Genomic DNA, 19,848 nt, shown 5'->3' with positions numbered 1-19,848 from the left:
AAACCCGCACCGCAGCGCCACGCGGCACCAACGCCTGCCCCCACACGCCGACAGCCCCTCCACGCACCTCACGTCATCAAACCGCTGCCCCGTGAAAGACGGAGGCTAGCAGACGTTAGGAACGGGGCGGAGCGAGCAGGGCGGCGACCACGCCGGCATACATCCGGGACTTGATGGTCCCGAGGGTGGTCCGGTCCTTGCCGGCCAACCCGCGCACGCGGGCGGCGGCAGCGTCCGCCAGGGATTCCAGCGGCGCAACCGCGTCGACGACCCCGTATGCCGCGGCCTCCTCGCCGCCGAAGCGGTGCCCGGTCGTCATGCTCGCCACGGCGGCCTGGGGCGTCAGCTTGGCCTGAATGAGCGCGGACATGCCGTCGGTGAAGGGGATGCGGATGTCGGCCTCGGGCAGGCAGAAGAAGCCGCGGTCGGCGCGCATCACCCGGAAGTCGTGGGCGAGCGCGAGCATCGCGCCAGCACCGAAGGCATGCCCGTTGACGGCGGCGATCGTCGGGACAGGGAGGGTGAGGATGGTCGCGAGCATCGCCTGGACCCGGCCCGCATACGTCAAGAAGTCCGCGGGGTTGGCCATCACCCAGTCCAGGTCGAGGCCGTTACTGTAGAACTTGTCGCTCCCCTTGGTGACCAGCGCGACCGGCTCGGTCGACGCGGCGACCTGGGCGAGCAAGTCCTCGGCGTCATCGAGCCACGCCGGAGAGAAGCGGTTCTCGTCGCTGCCGAGGTCGAGCGTCCAGAGCGGGCCATCAGTAGTGAGCGTGGGCATGCCGCTCATCCCAGCACGCCGCCCGCCTTGGCGGCACCCACGCGGCCCAAAATGTGCCTCACCCCACCACCGACGGCACGCAGACTCGACCATCCGCGCACCGCCAAGCGCGGCGGCTCTGCGGCCTGCTCCGGTCCGGCAATGCGGCAGACTGCCTCCTGTGTCCAACGCACCGGCCGCGGGTCACGCCCTCGACATCCTGACGCTGCTCGCCTCGCACGGCGAGCCGATGCCCGCAGCCGCCATCGCTCGCGAACTCGGCCTGCCACGCTCCAGCGTCTACCACCTGCTCACTGTGCTCGCCGACCGCGGCTTCGTCACCCACCTGCCGGAGCACCGTCGCTACGGGCTCGGGCGCACAGCCTACGAGATCGGGTCGGCCTTCTCTCGGCAGGGCCCCCTCCAGCGGCGCGCCCGCCCGATTCTGACCAAGCTGGTCGACCGCACGGGCGTCAACGGGCACTTCGCCGTGCTGCACGGCAGCGACGTGCTCTATCTGATCGAGGAGCGCGCCCACGGCCGCCCACCGCTGGTGACAGACGTCGGCGTGCGCCTTCCCGCGCCCCTGACAGCGAGCGGCCTGGCGATTCTCGCCGCGCTCCCCCCACGCCAGGTCCGGGCCATCTTCCCCACGCGCGATGCCTTTGTGCGCCGCGGCGAGCGCGGGCCCGAGAGCCTGCCCGACCTCAAACGCCTGCTCGTCGACACCCGCGCCCGCACGTATGCCGTGGAGCACGACACGATCAGCCCCGGGCTCGCATCGGTCGCGCGGGCCGCGGTCGACCACACCGGCCACCCGCTCGGCGCTTTCGCCTTGACCTTCCCCTCGGCGGAGTTCGACGCCACCGCCGAGCAGCACCTCGCCGCCCTGGTCATCGAGGCTGCGGCCACCCTGAGCGCGCGCCTGGGCGGGCGCGCCTGACGGGCGATCACGCCGGCCCGATACCTTCTCCGGGCCGGCGTGATCGCCAGGGTCAGCCGGCCGTTAGCCCGTGAGCCGCCAATGCGCCGGCCAGGCCGCCGAGGTTGAACTCACCGATAGCGCGAAAGCGCCAATCTGCTCCGTCTCGGAAGAGTTCGGCAAAGGTCAGGCTGTCCTGGCCGCCTGCGCCCTCGCTGAGCGTGAATCGGGCCAATTCGCGGTTGTCGCTCTGATTCACGATGCGGATGAAGGCGTTGCTGACGAGCCCGAAGTGCTGTGCCCGCGCCGCGGCGTCATGGATGCTAACCGCGATGCGCAGGCGCTCGATAGCGGGCGGAACCTGCGTCAATACCGCCAGGATCTGCTCGTCGTCGCCGTCCCCGTCGCCCGTGAGGTTGTCGCCCTGGTGCGTGACCGAGCCGGAATAGTGCACCTTGCTACCGTAGAAGACGAAATCAGCGTCCGACTGGCAACGCCCCCATGAGTCGGTCAGAAAGACCGAGGCATCCAGGTCGAAAGCGACCCCAGTATCGGCCGGATCCCATCCGAGACCGATCAGAATGCGATCGAGAGGCGCCGGGCCTGACTCCTTGGCCAGCGAGATCACGCTGCCCTTGCTAAGGTTGATAGCCATTTGTTGAACTACTTTCTCTTGAAAAAATCGGAACCGCCGCAAATCCAGTTACGCGATAGAGGGAATCATTCCTTTCTGATGGAATATCCAGAGCAGCGGATCGAGCACGCGGAAGGGCGTGATCCCGTGCGGTGGCAATAGTTCGCCATCTGCTGCGCCCCCTAGGGCCGATGTGGTGAAAAACCGATGCGGCAGAATGTTGCCATTGGCGGGATTCTCGACCATATTGACAATGACCGTGCCATTGAGCAGCATCAAGGTGGAGCGGACTTCCTCACTGAGAAGTTGCGCACTATGTTCGTCGTATCCGGGTCCACTGGTCACCCCGTGTCGAACCGACTCACGCATCAACGTCGTGCCGGGATTGGCGAATACCGGGCTGATGGGATTGTTGTGATCGGCCAGTCGTTGCAGAGCATCCACCTTGGCCAGGCAGATGGCCAGATGCGGACGCCCCGCGCCCATGTGACGAAGGACAGTTTGCAGGACCTTCTGTGGCTCCTGCCCAACCGCTCGTTGCCGCGGAATGAGATTCTCCAAGGCATCTTGAATGCTCTTGATCGCCAAGGGGTCGAACAGAAAGATGACCAAATCGGCACGCCCGAGGAAACTAAGATTCAGTTTGGCCTCAGCCGCCTCCAGGTCTTCTCCCGCGATATCGCGTAAAGCGAGGTACCGCCGCTTGCCATTGATCTGACCCATGCTGTAGAGCAGGGAGCGGGCCTGCCCAGGCGGGGTGGGTGGGTAAACCATGCCAGTGAGAATCTGTTTGACATATTCCTTGTCTTCGTCGCTCTCCGAGTACCGCGACTCGAAATCGAGCGATGAACGCAGTTCTTCGATAAACTTCTCGAGGAATAGTCGCATGACGCCGATCGATACCGATTTCCCGGTTGCCCGGGCTCCTGCCAGCGCCACGCAGACGACGTCCGACTCCCCGACATCGGCCGGCAAGGGGTAGCGACAGACGGTGCACGCGCGCGTCATCGACACCCCGCAGTCGGTGCAGAATTGCTGCGCTCGGGGCGCCCAGGCCCCGCGGTGATCACTCGGCCGCACCTCCTCGCGGCGTTGCTTGACAGTCATCTCGTGCCCGAGATAGCTCGTGGCCAGGGGCTCCGGGGATGCCGGACCCGCACACTCGCGGTTCATGCACTGCCAACGGGCCCGCCCCGGGTCGACGTCGCTGAAGCACAGGGGGCACTTACTCACGCGCCCACCGCCCGCCCACAGGCGCTATTGGCGTCGAAACATCCGCGCAGGAGGTCCTTGGCAAGTGCCGGGCGGCGGGAATCATCGAGTGGGCCAGCCGGCCATACGGTCACATCGACCGGCCCCAGGGCTGCCGGCGCAGTAGCCGGGTTGGCGACGACCACGAGGTGGCGCGCCTGCATATCCACGTCGGCGAACTGGGCGAGAGAGCCCGGCACGTCGTCACTGATCAGGTAGACGACACTGAGTTCGTTGCCGTTCGACGGTGCCAGACTCGGCAGATCGAGCGAGGATCCCAGCCCGTATGCCGCCTCCTCCAGCGCCGCGAGCAGAGCCTCCGGATCGTCGTAGCGCCGGGGCGGGCTGGTGGCGAGATACCACTCCAGTCGCTTGCCCTCACCCCCGAGGACCGCGTGGATACCGGCCATGGCCTCGAGTGCCTCATTCAGGCTCGAGCGGACCTGACGGGTTTTCATCGAACCCGAGGGGTCAACGGCAACAACGACGTGCGCCCGCTGGGTGGGCGGGACGCTGGCGACCCCGAGGATCTGGCGCGCCGCCGCCGCCATCGACGCAGCACCGCCGGTGAGATTGTCATTGGGCGGCTCGATGCCCGCTGGTCGAGCGAAGGTCAACCAGTCGTCGTCGACGCTCAGCGTGACCACATCTGCGACCGGCATCCCGCCGAGCCCTGCGACCGTCCACGAGACCGAGTCGAGACCGACCGTGGCCGTCACATTGAGACGCGGTTCCGCAGGGAAGGGACGTCCGTCAGCGCGGGCCACGCTCAGCGTCACCTGCTTGGGCAACTCAGTCGAAGGCCTGTTGAACATGCCCATATATCCCGCGCCGTGCTGGGTCCAAAGGCCTTTGATCGACACCGCCGGATCGGCAGTTCGCAGGTGGATCGTCACCGGCTCGCCACCCAACGATGCCGCAACCATGACGCGACCAGCCCGCAGACCGACGGGGGCTTTCCCGAGTTCGTAGTTGGTCATCTAGTTTCTCCCTCTCACACCGAAGCTGTCGGGCTCGACTTGCCGAAGAAGCGTCCACCGGCGTGGCGGAGCCGATCGCCCATGCCCTTGCTGCCGCTCGTCGTGGCGAACCAAGATCGGGCGAAGTCGGCCACCTCGGGGTCATCCGGGAAGGACTCCTGCACGAGGCCCAATAGCGCGTCCCTGGTGCCCACCAGGTCCTCCTTGACCATGCCGGCATAGAAGCTTTCTAGCCCGGCCACGACGGCCGGTCGTCCGTCCTCGTCGGCGAGGCGGTGGGCAAGCGTGGCGGGCGATGAGGTGATCGGCCTCGGGAAATCCGGGTCAGACAACACGGCCCGGAGGGTGATCTGGTCGATCCGGTCGAAGCACCACTGCACATCGGTCATGGGCAACTCCAGGACGGCAGCACACAACTCATCCAGCCCAGGTGCGAGAGTGCCTGGCGGCGGCATCATGCTCGCCAAGAAGCCGTGCTCTCCACTACGAACATCCGCCAACTCGACCGCGCAGGCCAGATGAGCTGCCCATAGTGGCCCGACCGGCGATCGCGCCGTTCGGCAGAGCTCCGAGAGGGCGGCAATGGTGTTCGGCGCATACGTTCGGGCTGCGACGTCGAAGGTCGGCGCCCCCCACGCCGGCCCGGATCGCACCAGGGGCAGCCAACGCAGTGCCCGGTCGATGGCCGGTCGATCGCCCTGCGCCGACGCCTCCGTGAGGAGGGCGAAGACGTCGTCCGCTTCACCCAGACGCCCACGCAAGATGGCAGCGGCGAGTTGGCTGTCGGTCGGCCGATAGCCGTTGGCTCGGAGGAGCCGCAGCTCGGACGCCACCAAGGGATTCGACTGATCGACCACGGCGATCAGGTCGGCGCGCTCCTGCGCGAACTGCTCCTCGTGCAACGAGATGGCTTCGGTGAGCAATCGCTCACGACCCTTCTGACGCAACTCTGGATCGCGGGCACCCGTGGCCGCGAGGGCCAACGCTTCGACGTCGAGCAACGACAGGCTCTCCGGAATCGGCCCCGCCGCCGGACCCTCCGGGTAGAGCCAGGCCAGGACCGCCACAGGCAATCGCCTCCCGACCCCCGCCGCGGCCGCGATGTCCAGGGGCCAGTCGGCAAGCGCCGCACGTATCACCACGAGCGTGTCGCCGTCGGGTTGGCACCCGGCGGTGAAGACCTCGCGGGCGGAGGTATCCGCCAGCACGGGTCGAAGTGCCCCCGCCAGGAACGGGAGCAGCCGACCGACCGCCAGGGCGTCGGGGTCGTGACTGGGCCAGCCGGTCCGGATGATCAAGTCCGTCAGGCTGACGGCGGCCACGGCACGCGTGATCGGGTCGGAAAGGGCCGCCGCGCGCTCGATCGCCCGTGTCAGCCCAGTGGCCAGCGCCGGGTCGGCGGCCGGGTTCCAGCCGGGATCGCGCCGGGCCGGCGCGCCACCTTCCTGGAGCAACCACGCGTCATCCGCGAGTGCTCGGCCGAGGTAAATCCGTTGCAGGACATGCGCAATCGGCCCCGGAGCGCACTCGTTCAACGCCGCCCAGGACTCTCCGGTGGTCGAGCCCGTATGCCGTCCCACCAGTTCCGCAGTCGAGTCCAGGAGGTCGGGGCAGACGGCCAACTCTGGCGGGCTGCCCGCCCGCAATGCGGCGGCGATGGGGTGGGAGAGGAAGTCCCAGGCATCCATCCGTCCTGCCATGGCCATGGCCAGCGGCCAGTACCGAGCCAGCGCCCGATCGCCGACGCGGGCAGCAAGGGCGTCGATCTCGTCGAGGACCTCCACCGGGTCGTCGGCCAGGCTCAACATGCCCAGGGCCAACGCCCCCCAGGCAAGTTCCCCGCGCTCGTCCCCAGGCGACCAATCCCGAGGAGCCAAGTCGTCGCTCGTCGCGAAGGCCGTGACCTGCGGGAAACGCTCCCGGACTTCTGCGAGGTCGCGCGGTGACATGCAGACCAGGTCGAATCGGCCGATCCGCTCCGGCTGCAGCGCCCGCGGCGTCTCCCATACTCCAAACCCCATCTGGGCGGCGGATCTGGGTGACATCAGGTGGGCTACCGCGCCGACCCACAAGGCGCCGTGATCGGGCGAATCCACGCCCAGGACAACCGGGCCCCGAGCGCCGCGAGGCAGTGCGAGTTCCTCCAGTAACCGCGAAAGCACCGCCAACCGCCAGGTCGTGGGGTCGAGCAGGAAATCGCACACCTGGCGGCCGCCAACGGCAGGCCCAGGCCCCGGCGCCAGTTCTGGCAATGCACTCGCCCGCACTTCTGCCGCGCCGAAAGGCGTCACCCAGCCTGGCGAACGCCAGCGATCGACAGCGCGGACGGCATCCGTTCCGGCATCGCGGTCGAGGATCGCGTGCACGAAGACATTCCCAGTCCGTCCGCTTTCGTCCGCGCCCGCGGGGGCCGTATGCCAGATCGCCGACTCCCCGGGCGCGACCGGGTAGGCGACGAGGTTGCGGTTGAAGCGCGCCACTTCCTCGGGCGCCGCGAAGCGGGGCAACGGCTGGCCGAAGTCGGTGCGCGACGGATCCGCACCGCTGACGATCACATCGCTTTCGGCCTGCGTCGGAGCCCCTACGGCCGAATGGATGCCGAAGCCCGTTTGTCCGGAGGTGTAGGCCATCTGAACAAACCGATCGGCGGCCGCGGCGCGGACGGCATCCGTCATCAGCCCCACCTCAGCTGCGCGACCGGTGGGTCGAGGACCACGATGCGGCGGGCCAGCTCAGGCGGAACCCCGGGGGATACGAAGACGCGGAGATAGCCGCGGGCCACGCCGCCCGGAACCAGGATCCGCCACTTCGGCATGTCGGGGCTATAGGTCAAGGTGGCCGGCCGGAAGGCCTGGATCGGGGCGGAGCCGTCCGCCGCTTCGTCGGGAACGGTGCCGAGGATGGTGCCGTCGCGAGCATGCATCGGCAGGCGGTCGTCGCGGAAGACGACCACGAAGGGCGGTGGCCCCTGGACGGCATCATTAGGCGCCCAGACGGCGACCCGTGCATAGTCGACCGGTCCCACCCGCATCCGGCGACGGATCTCGACCGCGTACTGAATGCGCAGCCGTCGAGTCAGCGGCACGGTGACCGCCTCGCTGACGGTCTGACCGCGACTTGCGGTCAGGAAGACGGCCATGTCCTGCGTCGGGGCCAATTGCAGCCGCAGCCCGCCGTGGCGACGGTAATCCTCCTCCGAGACCTGCGTGTGCCAGGTTCCGGCGCAGATGTCCTGAGGCGCGGCACCCAGCGGTCCGAGGTGAGCGCGGACATATGTGGCGCCGGGTGGCCAGACGAAGGTGACGACCTGCTCGGTCACCCGATCGACGAGTCGCGGGTCGCCGGGCGGGACGATGCACTCGCTGCTGACCGGCGTGCCGGGCAGCGCCTGCTGACCCAGGATGGTGACCGGGACGAAGTAGATTCGAGCCCAGTTTGGCGGCCAGACCACCCCGAGCATGCGCACCTTGCCCGAGGCGTCGGGCAACTCGATCGGGTTGCGGCACCGTTCGACGTCGGTGAAGCCCATCTGGGGCAATGCCCCTTTGTCGACCTTGACGCCGAGAATCCCGGGACCGACCGGCTCCTCAATCCGGAAGATGTGACTCAAGCTCACCGGCGGCTGGGTCCACTCGAGATCGACCTCACCGGGGTCGTACTGCGTCGGGTAGCGGACCACGTGGACGGCGAGGTCGGTGATTTCGCGGATGACGGCCGGCCACTCCAGGCGCACATCAACCGGACCGGAGGTATGTCCGGCACCGGTTCCGTCACGCGCCTCGACGATCATCCGATAGGTGTAGCTCGCCCCTGGCGTGCCGCCACGATCGAGGCACCCCGTCAGGTTGTCACGATCGGTGCTGATCTCGAATGCCGCGTGCCCAAGAGTGAGATTGACGCCATCCGGCAAGCGGTAGACGCGGACGCGCTGAGCACCACCGGGTGCCGCCCACACCAGAGAGACCTGGCCGAAGTCGGCCGTCCCCGAGGCCTCAGTCACCCCGCCGACCCGGACGCACTCGGCGTGCAACTGCGGTTGAGCAGCCTTGGCTTCGGCTACGGTGCTGCCGGAATTGGCCCAGATCTGGACGAATCGGAAGAGGGAGTTGACCGGTGCCGGATCGAGCGCCGAGGTAGTGGTTGTGGCGAGGAGGATGTCACCCATCTCCGGGACCAGCGGACGCTGGGCGTCGGAGACGACAACTCGGAAAATCGTGACGATTCCGGGCAGGGCGGGCCAGCGATAGGTGACCTGCCCCTCCTCGACCACCTGCTCGACGATGGTCGTGGCGGGCTGGTCCGCGACGCTCATGGCCTCCGCGTAGCCGCCGAGCAGCTCTCCGGCGGAGTCCACCGAACCGTGGACAGTGTCCACCGGGCCGCTTGTTGTGGTAGCGGTCGGCGCCGGCTCTGGGTCGGCTGCGGGTTGCACGGGCGTGATGACGGACCGTGGCGGGATGGACCCATTGGAGCCGATGGACCCATCGGAGCCCGATGTGACTGGTGCGGTGCCAGGATTGGTCGGGGACCCGATGCGCGACGCCGGCTCGACTTCCGGCGGCGACGTGGGCGAAGGTGCGGGCGCCGGGTTGGCCGTGCGGTTCGGAGGTCCCGCCGGCGCGGTGGCCCGCCGCATCCCGTCGGCGGGGGGATACACCGGATCGGTGCCGGGGACCCATGCGGCGTGCTCGGCCTGGACTTCAGGCCGCTCCTGGGTCGCGAGCTGGAGTGGCGCAGCGCTCTGCAGGGGCACCGTGGGGGCGGGCGATGGCTCGGCGTGCCGGGCCCCGGGCGTGGCCTGCGATGCCGGCGGTATGCCCGCCCCGCCCAGTGCGCTCCTCGGCCGCGTCCGGCCCAGATCGTCCGCGGCCGAGTTCGCCGGCCTCGGGGCACGGCCAAGCGCATCGGTGATCAGCGCAAACAACTCCGCATCGAACGGCGCCAGGGCCCGAACGCGCCGGCCGACGTCCTCGGGCGCCGCCAGCGAACGCACGAGAAACATCAGCTGGCCATCCGTCACGCCACCCTGCTTGAGACGACCGCTCGCTTCGGCGTCGCTGCGCCACGCCCGCAACTGCTCCATCGCCCGCGCCTCGGGCGTGGAGGTGGCAGGTGATGGCGTTGCAGCGTTGGCTGATGGAAGGGCAGCCTGGCCGGTCTGCGGCTGCGGCGTCGGGGCAACCGGTCGCGGTGTGAGCAGGTCCGGGGTCAGGTGCAGGCTCTCCCAGGTGACACCGAATCTGCTCTGGGCCTGCAAGAAGGCGATGACATGCACCCACGGGGCGATGGTCGGCGAGGGTGGGTCCGGAATCTGGCCTTGGGCGCAGATCTGCCGCAGTTCCTGTTCCGTCGGCAGCGGAGCGACCCCGCGCGCGAGCATCGCGGCGCGCCAACTGAGCAGGATGCAGTCATTCGTTGCACGCACGGTGGGTCCCCTTGGTCCCTCAGAAGGTGCTATTGCCCAGCGCGGGGCGCACCGGGGGGGCAGAAGCGCGCGGCGGGACCGCAGAGCGCGAGAATTCGTCGTCGGGTAGCGGAATGGGGGGTGGCACCGGGTCCGGCAGGATCGGCATATCGGACCGAAGGAACTCCGGCGCCATGGCGTCGGAGAACTGAACCAGTACCACCGTCCGCGACAGGCCGTCCACTCGCTCCTGCAACCAGGGGGCGAGGGGCGTCGGCATGCCACCGGTCACGCCGGAAGCGGAGAACAGTTGGCTGGGGAACATGGTCGGTGTGGTCACCCGGGCGGTCAGGCCACCGAGGAACTCCCCGAGCGAGGTCGACGCTCCTGTCTCGACGCGAACCGTTGCCAGTAGTTGATCGAGCCTTTCGCGTCCGGGGCCGTGGAGAAGACTCACGATCTGTTGCCAGAGCTGATCCCCGGCCCGACCGGGAACGCCCTGGGCGCCAAGGGCGTCGACCCACATCGGCAGCAGGACGTCCTCCTGCACTGCGCGCTGCTTGTAGAGCAGGCGGGGGTCGTCCAGGAGGACGCTCCCGCGCGTCCCGATGAGATTCCCGGACGAGCGCAAATACGTATCCCACACAGGGTCGAGCCAGCCGACGGGGAAGACCTGACGCCGCAACTCGACCGCGGTGCGGGCGATCGCTGCGTCATTGACCAGGGCCTTCCCGAACTGGATCGCTAGCGGGTGATCGGTGCCCGGCGTGCGGCTCTCCACGGCCTGGGTCCCCCCGCGCCCCAGCGGGTCCCCTGCGAAGAGCGCAAGCACCTCCGCCCAGTGCTGAAGCAGCCGATAGGCGTCACCGCACCGGCGGGCGTCACGGATGGCCGCGGCCAGATTGAACTCGGCAGCAGCCGCCTTGCTGAGTGCCTCGGCCCGTGCGTTCTTGAGCTGGAAGAGTTTCGCTTGAGCCCGCATGAAAGTCAGCACGGACCCAAGGAGCCAGCACAAGATCCACACGGTGACGGCGATAGCAACAACCACCCAGCCGATCAAGGCCAGCACGCCAAGCGTCACCGTGGCCGCCACGAGGAGAACAAGCCCGATCAGGAGCCATCGCAGCCGCTTGGCCAGGCGCACTTGCTGGCGCCGGATCTCTTCGGGGAGCCCGGAAGTCGCTGCGGCCGCCTCGAGGATCTTGGTGTACTCCGCGATCTCGGCCAACCGAGCCTCGAACTCACTGGAAAGCCGCTGCGCAACTTTCGCCGTGTAGGTGGTGCGCATCCGTTGCCACCACCCCGAGAAGCTCTCCAGCGTCGAGGTAGCTTCGGCACCGGCCAACGGATCCGCGGCGATCGCACTCACTGCCCGGCCGAAGCGGTTGACGGACATCGTGTCGTAAGGCGCGAGCGAGTCGTTCGGGACGGCGGCCCGCACCGCGCCGGGGATCTCGGTGAAGGAGTCGGAAGCACGGGAAGGAGCCAGCATCCGACCGAAGCGAAGGACCCCGGTTTCCATCCCGATCCGTGGCGCCTCCAGTCCCCCGCGCGCCTGTCCGTCCAGTAGCGTCAAGCCACCGGCGACGACGTCCATCCACAGGCCGTCCAAGCGGGCATGGACTTGATGGCCCTCCGCTTGCGGCAGCGAGTTCTCGATGTTGGCCAGAGCCTGGATCTGGTTCTCCCAGCTGCTGCCCGGGCCTCCACGCACACCGCCGACGACGACCGCGAAGGCACTGTTCTGGCCGAAGATCGCCCCAGTCGCCGCGCTGGCAAAGCGATACTTGGCCGTATAGATGACCTTGTCGGCCCACGCGGCCGGGGCATTCTTCAGCGCCGCCCACAGGAAGGACCACAGCATCCGGAAGGCTTTGAAGAAGCCCAGGTCTTCGACGGGGGCCTTTTCCGGTCGACGGCGCGCACTGAGGTAGACGTCCTGGTGGCGAGCCCAGACGGCATCGGACATCTGCTGATTCGCGTGGTCGATGTTCTCGATATAGGTCGCCGGGGTAGTGCCGCCCTCGAGCACGAGCGGATAGCCATCGGCGAGTCCGAGCGCCTGCCTCTGAAGGGCTTCGTGCACATCGGTCCCATCCAGGTGACGCGCGAAGGCGCGCAGGACCCGGAACTGGCGGCCCGGCGGGGGCGCCTGCTGATCCAGCGGCCCGGCATCCTGGCTGTCGAACAGGGCGCCGAGGACGGCGACCGCCGGAAGCGCATAACGCGCCAGATCCTCACCGCTCGCGGCGCCCTCCAAGGTGTTGTGCGGGCGGGTCGGCCCGGCGGCGTCGTCCGGCGAGATGAGCAGGTTGTGCCACCCCTCGATGCCCGTCAACTCGCCGACTCTAACCCCGAGCCGGGTCAGCACGAGATGCAGTTTGGTGGTCCGTATCTCACCACCGGCAGCGCTGACACCGGCGAGGACGCCTTCCGCGGCCCGGGTGGAGGCCACGCCGGTAGCGAGGTCGCTGGTCAGCGCCACAACGCGCACGTGATGAGGGGATCGCCGGGCCAGCAGGTCACCGGGCGACCAGACCGTCACCTCGCCCGCCTCCACCAACCGCGCTTCCGCGCCGCGCAGGCCGGCCCCCGGTGGCGGCATCCAGACGAACGGCCGAATCAGCCCGGCAGCCGACCAGTCCCGCAGGGCGGCCGGGATGGCCGCGAGCACCGGGTCCTCGGTGACGATGATGGTCAAGTCGTTCATCGGCATACGGTCCTTGTCCCTAGAACGTCGAGTTCATCAAGCTGGAGTTGCCGGTCGTGGAACCGCCGATCGAGGCGGTGGTGACCATCTCGATCAACTGCGGGAGCACGCCCATCAGGTCGGGCGCGAGATCACGGAAATAGGGCACCCGCTCGCGCTGATCCGGCGAGGTGATCCGGGCGAATTCACCGGCGCCGGCGGCGTCGAAGTGATCGCCCACCAGGCCCAGGATCGAGTTGAGCCACTCCAGCGCCGCGGTCCGGCGATCTTCGCCAGTGGATGAGGCTTCTGGGCCGGGGACCCGGGAGCCGGGACCGGCGGGGGTCTTGCCGTCGGTCAACCACTTCGCGATCGCATCCGATGCGCGCAGCCGGAACATGCCGGCTGCCATCTGCGTGGGGCCGTTCGGGTTGTCATCCCACAGGCTGCGCAGCGATTCGTAGGGCGCCATGGATTGACCAACAGGGCTGGCGCCGAAGTTGGCGACGGCGAGTAGGTGCGACTCGAGCACCGCCGGCAGCCAGTCGAAATTCCGCAGGAAGCGCTCGGGTGGCGTGAGCAGCGGGTTGGGGAAGGCTTGCCAGGTGTTCTTGTGATGGTCCCAGACACGGACCGGCTGGCTGTAGGGCGGGGCGGGAATGTCGATCTCGCCGGTGATCTGTCCGAGGAACCACCCGGCGATCATGGCCTGGCGCTCGGCCTTGCTCATCGCCAGGGCGGCTCCGAGGGGGCGGCTGCGCCGACCGTGCCAGAAGGTCGTTTTCGAGTCGGGGGAAAGCGATTGCGCCCATTGCGCGCGGGTCGGTTCGAGAAGGCCGGAATAGACAACCGGCAACTCGTTGGGGTAGTAGCCGAAAACGTCGATGCGCGTCGCCGGAGCCTGGCTCAGGGCGAGTGTCAGGTTCTGCGTGGTCAAGGCATCGACCGTGGAGTCCTGCGTGACGAGGGCTTCGAGGTCGGCCGCGATCGGCAGGCCGGCGAAGGGGATGTCGGAGAAGAAGAAGTTCACGGTCGCGGGCCCGTCGTGGACCTCGTCGACGACCTGCGGGCTGACCTGTGCGAACGGGACCGCCTTGGTCAGGACCTGTCGGAACTTGCCGACGACCTCGCCGCTGCGCTGTCCGCCGCCGGAGTCGACATACGAGCGAATCGATTCCTGGACAAAGATCGAGAAGGACGATTGCGTCCGATTGACGTATTGCCGAGCCCGGTCGAGGACCTCGGTGGCGGAGACGTGAACGGCATACACGGCCCGGGCCGGGATCTGTGGACGTCCGGTCGACGGGTCGATCGGCAGGGACTTGGCCACGAATTGTGGATCCGTGGAGATCAGCCCAGCAGGCGGTGAGTATCCGCCGGCCGTCGGCCAGATCCCGGTGACTACTGCCCGAACTGTCCGGCGCCGGGCCTCGGCGGCCGGCGGGGGTGCACCGTCGCTCTCGGACTGGCTGGCCGCAGCGAGATCGCGGAGATATTGCTCCGGGAAGGCTGCGGCCGGCGTCAGGAGAACTTCGTTGTCGGCCGCGCTCCATCGCGCATCGACGATGACATCGGAGTCCGACGGCCACAGCGGGTACTGGGAGGTAGCGACGGTCGCCAATCCCGTGCGGGTGGCCGCGACCTGTTGAGCAGTCTCGACCTCGCGCAGCGCGGACTGCACCGCCTCGTCCAACGGTGCGAGAACATTGGCTGACACGTCAGCGAGGACCTGCGCGACGAGAGTGCACCACTGACCACGGGCGGCTCCGTCGAGCACGTGGTAATAGCGATCGCGCACCTGGTCCACGACCTCTTGACCCCGGTTGATGACGCCACGCATGTTCTGGAACAACTCGCCGACTGCCGCCGGGATCTGCTCGGCATCCGGCGTCTGCGCGCCGAGAGCGGCCAACCCGGTCGCTCCGTAGTTCCCGGAGAGGTGCTCTTGCAAGGCGGCGAGTAGCTCTTTGGTATAGACCAGGCCGTGGGTCGCGATCGCCTCGCCGATGACGTGCTCGACGCGCTGGACGAACTGCCCCGACCAGGTGTACGCGTCGGCATAAGCAGCGTCCTTGGTTAGCTGGCCCAGCCGGGCCCGCCGGGAGTTGAGGAAGCCCATGAGGGTCGGCATGTACTGCTCGGACGGCATGCCTGCGGGTGCCATGGGCATCTCGTTGGTAAAGCCGCGCTCGATGACGGCCCGGGCCATCTGAGCGGACTTCTGCCGCGGCAGGCCGATGTCGTAGACCCACCGCGCCAGGGCCTGCGGGTCTTGGCCACCGCCGACCGGCAGGCCCAGTTGGGTGCACGCATACGGCCATTGAGAGGCCACCATCGCGCGGGCTTGCAACTGTCCGGAGTTGGGGTTGCCCTTCTGCAGGTGGCCACCGATGAGGTGATCGAGCGCCGCGCGCGCCATGCGTTGAGCGGCATACTCCGCATAACGATCACGTCCCATCGACAACGACGCGTAGCCGATCGACCCCCATTGAATGTCGGGGTTGCTGTGCGCACCCCAGCCGAAGGCTGAGACCCTGGTGTGGGCGCGTGGTGTGAAATTCTCCAGGATGAACTTGCGGTAATTGTCCAGCGCCTTATCGCTGACCGAGAGCGCCGCCAGGCACTGCCCGACCCCGCGGTAGATCGTCTGCATACTGCCGTCGCCGAAAGGCGTCCCCGCGGTGCCCAGGAAGCGCCCGACGGGGATGACTCGGGCAAAGGGCACCGGCGCGGCACCGGTGACGGGCGCCCCCACAGCCGCAAGAAGGGCGAGATCGTGCTCATGCGACTCGCCGAGCTGGCTGGCCACGATCTCGCCGAGCATGGCCAGGGCATTGGGTCGCACGCCCGCGCGCAGCGACGCCGGGATCGAGTCGAAGACGTCCGGTGAGCACATGAAGACCGACATCATCGAACTGTCGACGATCTGGCCTAGGATTCGGCAGACATCGAGCGCGATGGAGGCGCCCGTCCCGCCGGCCATCGAGGACAGGACGATGGTGTAAGCCGCTGACGACGCGTCATAGGGCTCGCCGAGCGCTTGCGCAGCGGCATACATCTCACTGGTGGCCTCCGCGGACTTCATCACGTCCACGGCCGCCTTCAACTGCTCCAGCAGGCTTGGTGCACGAGAGGCAAGGAGCACCCGCCCTAGCACACGCTGCTGGCCGGCGCCCAGTTGGATCGGCACCGTGACCCGATCGGGCCGCCGCGGCGCCCAAGTGGCGATCTCGCCCATGGCGCTGCCGCTGGTGACGGCGCGGTCGACGATCGCATAGGAGCCCACCTGTGGGGCCAGCGCGATATACCGGCCCCCGAGATCCCAGACGGTTCCCAGACCGGGCGCCATCGCATCCGGGGCCGGCGGGCAGTCGACGTGAATGAATCCCCAGCCACGAGGCAACTGCTCGATGCCATGGCGACGCAAGTCCGAGCGAAGCTGGTCCATCAGGTAGCCCAGGAGGGCCCCACCCGAACCGCCACAGCCGACGAAGAGGATATTGCGCACAGAAGGCTCCTTTGGGTCGCGGTCAGCGAGCCGGGTTGTCGAAGTCGGGCGGGGTGGTGCCGCGAGCCGTCCGAGGCGCGGTTGCGTCGAGGCCGGTCTGCGGCGTTGTCGTGGGATCACCGCCCGGGGCAGGTAGGGCCCAGGGATCTGCGCTCGCTGCGCTCGGGGCGGCCCACGGATCTGCGATCGGACCGTTCGATGGGGCGGGCGTGCCTGACCAGGGAGCGGCCACGGTCCCTGAAGCCGCAGGTTCGCCCCACGGCGCGGCCATGGTCTGCGACGAGGCCGGCTCGCCCCACGGCGCGGCCATCGTTTGCGAGGGGGCCGGTTCGCCCCATGGGGAGGCCACAGTCCCGGACGGCGACGGCGACCACGGATCGCCACCTGAGGTGCTCGGCCCAGGCTGTGCCTGACTCCATGGGTCCTGCCCGCCCTGCCAGGAATCGGTGCCCGCACCGGACGTCGCCGGCACGGCCCATGATCCGCCGCCCGCGGGCGGCGGCGAGGCCCACCCGCCATCCGGGTCGGTCAGCAAGGGTCCGCCGGCACCGCCGGCACCGCCAGGGTCGACCAGACCACTTGGTCCAGCCGCCGCAGGCGCCCCCGCCAAAGCCTCCAGCCGCTTCGGCACCTCAGCGAGCGCGCGGTCGATCATGTCCTGGCGCTTCTCGGGAGGCGCATCCGCACTGACGAGAAGAAGTAGACGACCCTGACCCGGGCCACGCTCGGGAGCAGTGAAGAGTGCCCAATTGTTGTGAATGGCGAGCGGCAGTTCGGCCCCACCGTCCTTGCGCGGGCCGGACTGACTCTGGGAGACGCCGACTGCGCCGGCAACCGCTGCGAGCACCGAGCCAGGCCCGAAGGGCAACCACCCATTGCGGACCCGTAGGTGGGCCTCGCCCACAGTCAGCGCGGTCGCCCCGCCCGTGGGGACCACGATGGGATCGCGCAACTCCGATGGCTGCAGGGCGAACGGCATACCGGCGCGGGTGACCAGGCCGTTCTCCACGGCCACATCGAAGGTGCCGCCCAGCAGGGGGAGGGCGGGGATCTTGGAGTTGACCCGTTTGACGAGGTACATCAGGGCCAGCGGGACCCCGATCCCACCCAACAGCACTAGGGCGAAAGTCGCCCACTTCGTCGTGGGGTTGGCGGGTTTGTCGAGGTCCGCCACGAAGGCCACCGACTTGGTGCGCGCCTGCGCGAGCTTGTCCGTCTGGGCGAGGTGGGCGGTGATGGTGCCATTGACCGAGCCATTGGCTGCCGCCGTCGTGGTCAAGGTGACGGGGATGTCCTTCGACTCGCCTTCGGCCAATTGCACGCACGATGCGGCATTGCCGGCCGAGCTCGACACACCGACCGTTCCGGCCTTCTCCGGGGAGGCGGTGACTTGTGGGGCGTCGAACCAGACGCACCCCGGACCCGTGGCCTTGATGGTGGTCTCGAGCTTGGCAATGCCGGTCGCGGTGCCGAACGTCAGTTTGTCGCCGATGACCGGGAACCCCAATGGCGGCAGCACCGGAACATCGAAGTTTGCCGTGGCCGGGGCCATCTTGGTCCCCGGGATGGCCTTGCCCTTGGCGGGTTTGACCTCGGCGGTCGTGAGGTTGACGCTGGCCGTCAGCGTGCCCGTGCCCTCGGCGGCATCCGTCAGGTCGATGACCATGGGTTTGGCCAAGGCCGCGGCATCGAGATCCGTGGCCACCGGGATCTCTGTGCCGGCGGCGTCGGTGAAGACGGCCGAGAAGGCGACCTTGCCCAGGAGCGACGCCGGGTCGATGGGCTTGCCGTCATGACTCTGCAGACCGATCTTGACCGGATCACTGGGCCGGCCGGCGTAGATCTTGCCGGCCGGCAAGGTGACGACGGGCTCAATGTCGGCGGAGAGTTCGAGCTTGGTGATCGACTGGGCGTTCGCGGATTTCGCGTTCGGGTCGACGAAGACGACCGACCATTCACCGGTCCAGGATTCCTTCTTGCCGAAGTCCAGCGAGACCGTATGCGGCGTCAAGCCGTCGCCAGCGACGGTCGCCGGCCCGACCGTGGTCTGGGTCTCCCCGGCCATCGGCACCTCGACGGCCTTGCCCGACGGGGGGACCACAAAGAGTTTGAGACCGTCGGCATTCGCCGATGCCGCCACGTGCACGCGCGTGATCGAGTCATCCAGGACGAACTTGTGCGCTTGCGTCGGGCATATCTGTCCCTGGCACACCTTGCGCAACTGTTCGACGGTCACACTGCCGGGCGCCCGGAGGGCGTCGAACGCCAGGATCAGTTGGTCGATGTCCGTGGCCAGGTGAAAGTCGCCGGTGCCCTTGGCGGAGACCGCTCCACAGTTGTTCTCGCCGAGGGCGATCGACCGCATCATTTGCAGGTCATCGGCGGTGGCAGTTTTCGCCGCCAGACCGATACCGAAGGTGGCGATGCCGGACGAGCGCACCTGGTCGGCGAGCCCGCCTTTGCGGCACAGGTCCTTGGCCGCGGCCGCATTGGCCGTGGCGTCGTCGGTCTTCTTGTCCAGATAAGGCTTGACGATGTTCTTGCCGTCCGCGTTGGGATAGGTGGCGAAGGCGTCGAGCTTGCCGTCGCTGAACCACAGCACCGCCTGGCAGCTGGATCCGCCCTTGGCGGCTCGCTGGGTCAGTGCCTTCCGAGCGCCATCGAGCGCCATCCAGTAGTCGGTCTGCTGACCGGTGTCGCGGGTCCGGAAGCCATCGAGATCATTCTTCAGTTGGGGGAGGTCTCTGCCTGCATCCAGCCAGCGACCACTCGCGTCCTGGACGCCGCCAGAGAAGCCCATCGTCTGAATGGCGATCTTGACCCCGGTCTCCAGACTGAGGGCGCTCCACTGCTTGACGAGATATTTCGCAGCGGTGACGCGAGCACCGTCCGGGTCACTGCCCTGGAGCGAACCGGACTCATCGAGCAACAGGACGACATCGGCCGTCTTCTTGCCATATAGGCAGGCGCCGAATTTGGCCAGTCCTGCTGAGGAGCCCGATTCCGCCGGGAGGGCCGAATATCGCGGCTGCATCGGTGCCGCGGCGGCCTGAGGCAGCACGGCCAGCGCGCCAGGTGCGCCCATGGCGAGAACCGTCGCCGCGGCCATACGGATCAAGGGGCTCATCGCGTCGCCACCCAGTCGGCGATGACGTAGGCCGCGACGCCGACGGCGAGGAGGGCGACCACGCCGACGGCGATGGACGCCGGGCGCGCCCAGTCCCCCTTGTAGAAGGCCCGAGCACGCTGGCGTTCATCGCGTTTGACGAACTCGCCGAGAAGCAGCACGGCGGCCGGGCCGGCCAGCACCCAACTAGCGGCCGCTACGGGCACTGAGCCGGAGAGGGCGAAGGCGGCAACCAGTGCGCCGGCCAGGGCGACCACCGCGCTCGCGGCAGCGCCCGCGATCCAAGGAACGGGCGGGCTGCCGGGCGGGAGCGGCGTTGCGGCAAGCGTCACACCGTTCGGGTCGATGAACCCGGTGTCGCCCGACCACATGGTGTCCGACAGGGAGGCCGCTTCGTTGCCCGCCGGCCATCCGAAGGCACTACCGCCCTGAGCCTCGGGAGTCGAGGTGCTGGCACCCGCCCAGTCGAAGTTCGCGTTGCCCGAGGTGGAGAAGGCCCCCCCGGTCGCCGCGTCGCCGCCCAGGCCCGAGGGATTGTTGAAGTCCCAGCTCATGAATCGTCCTCTGTACGCG

11 protein-coding genes are annotated in these 19,848 nt (G+C 68.2%); 1 reads left to right on the top strand and 10 read right to left on the bottom strand.

Annotation, left to right across the window (positions count from 1 at the left end; genetic code table 11):
• Positions 1 to 115: 115 nt before the first annotated feature.
• Positions 116 to 781, bottom strand: a complete 666-nt coding sequence (locus ABD209_RS05825) for an enoyl-CoA hydratase-related protein (protein ID WP_344063418.1) — start codon at positions 779 to 781, stop codon at positions 116 to 118.
• Positions 782 to 941: 160 nt separating this feature from the next.
• On the opposite strand from ABD209_RS05825, the gene ABD209_RS05820 reads away from it, so the two are divergent.
• Entirely contained in the window at positions 942 to 1,703 is a 762-nt protein-coding gene (locus tag ABD209_RS05820) for an IclR family transcriptional regulator (RefSeq protein ID WP_344063415.1), read from the top strand.
• Positions 1,704 to 1,755: 52 nt separating this feature from the next.
• On the opposite strand, the gene ABD209_RS05815 is transcribed toward ABD209_RS05820, so the two are convergent.
• From ABD209_RS05815 to ABD209_RS05775, 9 genes are all read right to left on the bottom strand, one after another.
• On the bottom strand, positions 1,756 to 2,337 hold the full coding sequence (locus tag ABD209_RS05815; protein ID WP_344063427.1) for a TerD family protein: 582 nt from the start codon (positions 2,335 to 2,337) through the stop codon (positions 1,756 to 1,758).
• 48 nt (positions 2,338 to 2,385) lie between these two features.
• The gene (locus ABD209_RS05810) at positions 2,386 to 3,423 is read right to left on the bottom strand and encodes a TRAFAC clade GTPase domain-containing protein (RefSeq protein ID WP_344063412.1); all 1,038 of its coding nucleotides are present in this window, start codon (positions 3,421 to 3,423) and stop codon (positions 2,386 to 2,388) included.
• Positions 3,424 to 3,545: 122 nt separating this feature from the next.
• Positions 3,546 to 4,547 carry a hypothetical protein gene (locus ABD209_RS05805; protein WP_344063410.1) on the bottom strand — a complete coding sequence of 334 codons (1,002 nt, stop codon included), beginning with the start codon at positions 4,545 to 4,547 and terminating at the stop codon, positions 3,546 to 3,548.
• 14 nt (positions 4,548 to 4,561) lie between these two features.
• On the bottom strand, positions 4,562 to 7,222 hold the full coding sequence (locus tag ABD209_RS05800) for a GAP1-N2 domain-containing protein (RefSeq protein WP_344063407.1): 2,661 nt from the start codon (positions 7,220 to 7,222) through the stop codon (positions 4,562 to 4,564).
• Positions 7,222 to 9,972 (bottom strand): SaeA-related protein, encoded by a 2,751-nt coding sequence (locus ABD209_RS05795; protein WP_344063404.1) that lies wholly within the window; start codon positions 9,970 to 9,972, stop codon positions 7,222 to 7,224. The genes ABD209_RS05800 and ABD209_RS05795 overlap by 1 nt, the downstream gene beginning before the upstream one ends.
• 19 nt (positions 9,973 to 9,991) lie before the next feature.
• On the bottom strand, positions 9,992 to 12,661 hold the full coding sequence (locus tag ABD209_RS05790) for a hypothetical protein (protein ID WP_344063401.1): 2,670 nt from the start codon (positions 12,659 to 12,661) through the stop codon (positions 9,992 to 9,994).
• A 19-nt stretch (positions 12,662 to 12,680) separates the two neighbouring features.
• A complete protein-coding gene (locus ABD209_RS05785; protein ID WP_344063398.1) occupies positions 12,681 to 16,148 on the bottom strand; it encodes a tubulin-like doman-containing protein in 3,468 nt (1,155 codons plus the stop codon).
• A 22-nt stretch (positions 16,149 to 16,170) separates the two neighbouring features.
• The gene (locus ABD209_RS05780) at positions 16,171 to 19,275 is read right to left on the bottom strand and encodes a hypothetical protein (RefSeq protein WP_344063395.1); all 3,105 of its coding nucleotides are present in this window, start codon (positions 19,273 to 19,275) and stop codon (positions 16,171 to 16,173) included.
• Positions 19,272 to 19,829 carry a hypothetical protein gene (locus tag ABD209_RS05775; RefSeq protein ID WP_344063392.1) on the bottom strand — a complete coding sequence of 186 codons (558 nt, stop codon included), beginning with the start codon at positions 19,827 to 19,829 and terminating at the stop codon, positions 19,272 to 19,274. The genes ABD209_RS05780 and ABD209_RS05775 overlap by 4 nt, the downstream gene beginning before the upstream one ends.
• Between the last annotated feature and the right edge of the window lie 19 nt (positions 19,830 to 19,848).

Origin of the sequence: Nostocoides vanveenii, assembly GCF_039531165.1 — a bacterium.
GTDB classification, from domain to species: domain Bacteria; phylum Actinomycetota; class Actinomycetes; order Actinomycetales; family Dermatophilaceae; genus Nostocoides_A; species Nostocoides_A vanveenii.
The sequence above is the reverse complement of the archived record's forward strand: the minus strand, read 5'-3'. Positions and strand labels throughout refer to the sequence as shown.

Coding starts and splice junctions, on each gene's coding strand:
- ABD209_RS05825 (WP_344063418.1), bottom strand. CDS start 781: ATGCCCACGCTCACTACTGATGGCCCGCTCTGGACGCTCGACCTCGGC.
- ABD209_RS05815 (WP_344063427.1), bottom strand. CDS start 2,337: ATGGCTATCAACCTTAGCAAGGGCAGCGTGATCTCGCTGGCCAAGGAG.
- ABD209_RS05810 (WP_344063412.1), bottom strand. CDS start 3,423: ATGACTGTCAAGCAACGCCGCGAGGAGGTGCGGCCGAGTGATCACCGC.
- ABD209_RS05805 (WP_344063410.1), bottom strand. CDS start 4,547: ATGACCAACTACGAACTCGGGAAAGCCCCCGTCGGTCTGCGGGCTGGT.
- ABD209_RS05800 (WP_344063407.1), bottom strand. CDS start 7,222: ATGACGGATGCCGTCCGCGCCGCGGCCGCCGATCGGTTTGTTCAGATG.
- ABD209_RS05790 (WP_344063401.1), bottom strand. CDS start 12,661: ATGAACGACTTGACCATCATCGTCACCGAGGACCCGGTGCTCGCGGCC.
- ABD209_RS05780 (WP_344063395.1), bottom strand. CDS start 19,275: ATGAGCCCCTTGATCCGTATGGCCGCGGCGACGGTTCTCGCCATGGGC.
- ABD209_RS05775 (WP_344063392.1), bottom strand. CDS start 19,829: ATGAGCTGGGACTTCAACAATCCCTCGGGCCTGGGCGGCGACGCGGCG.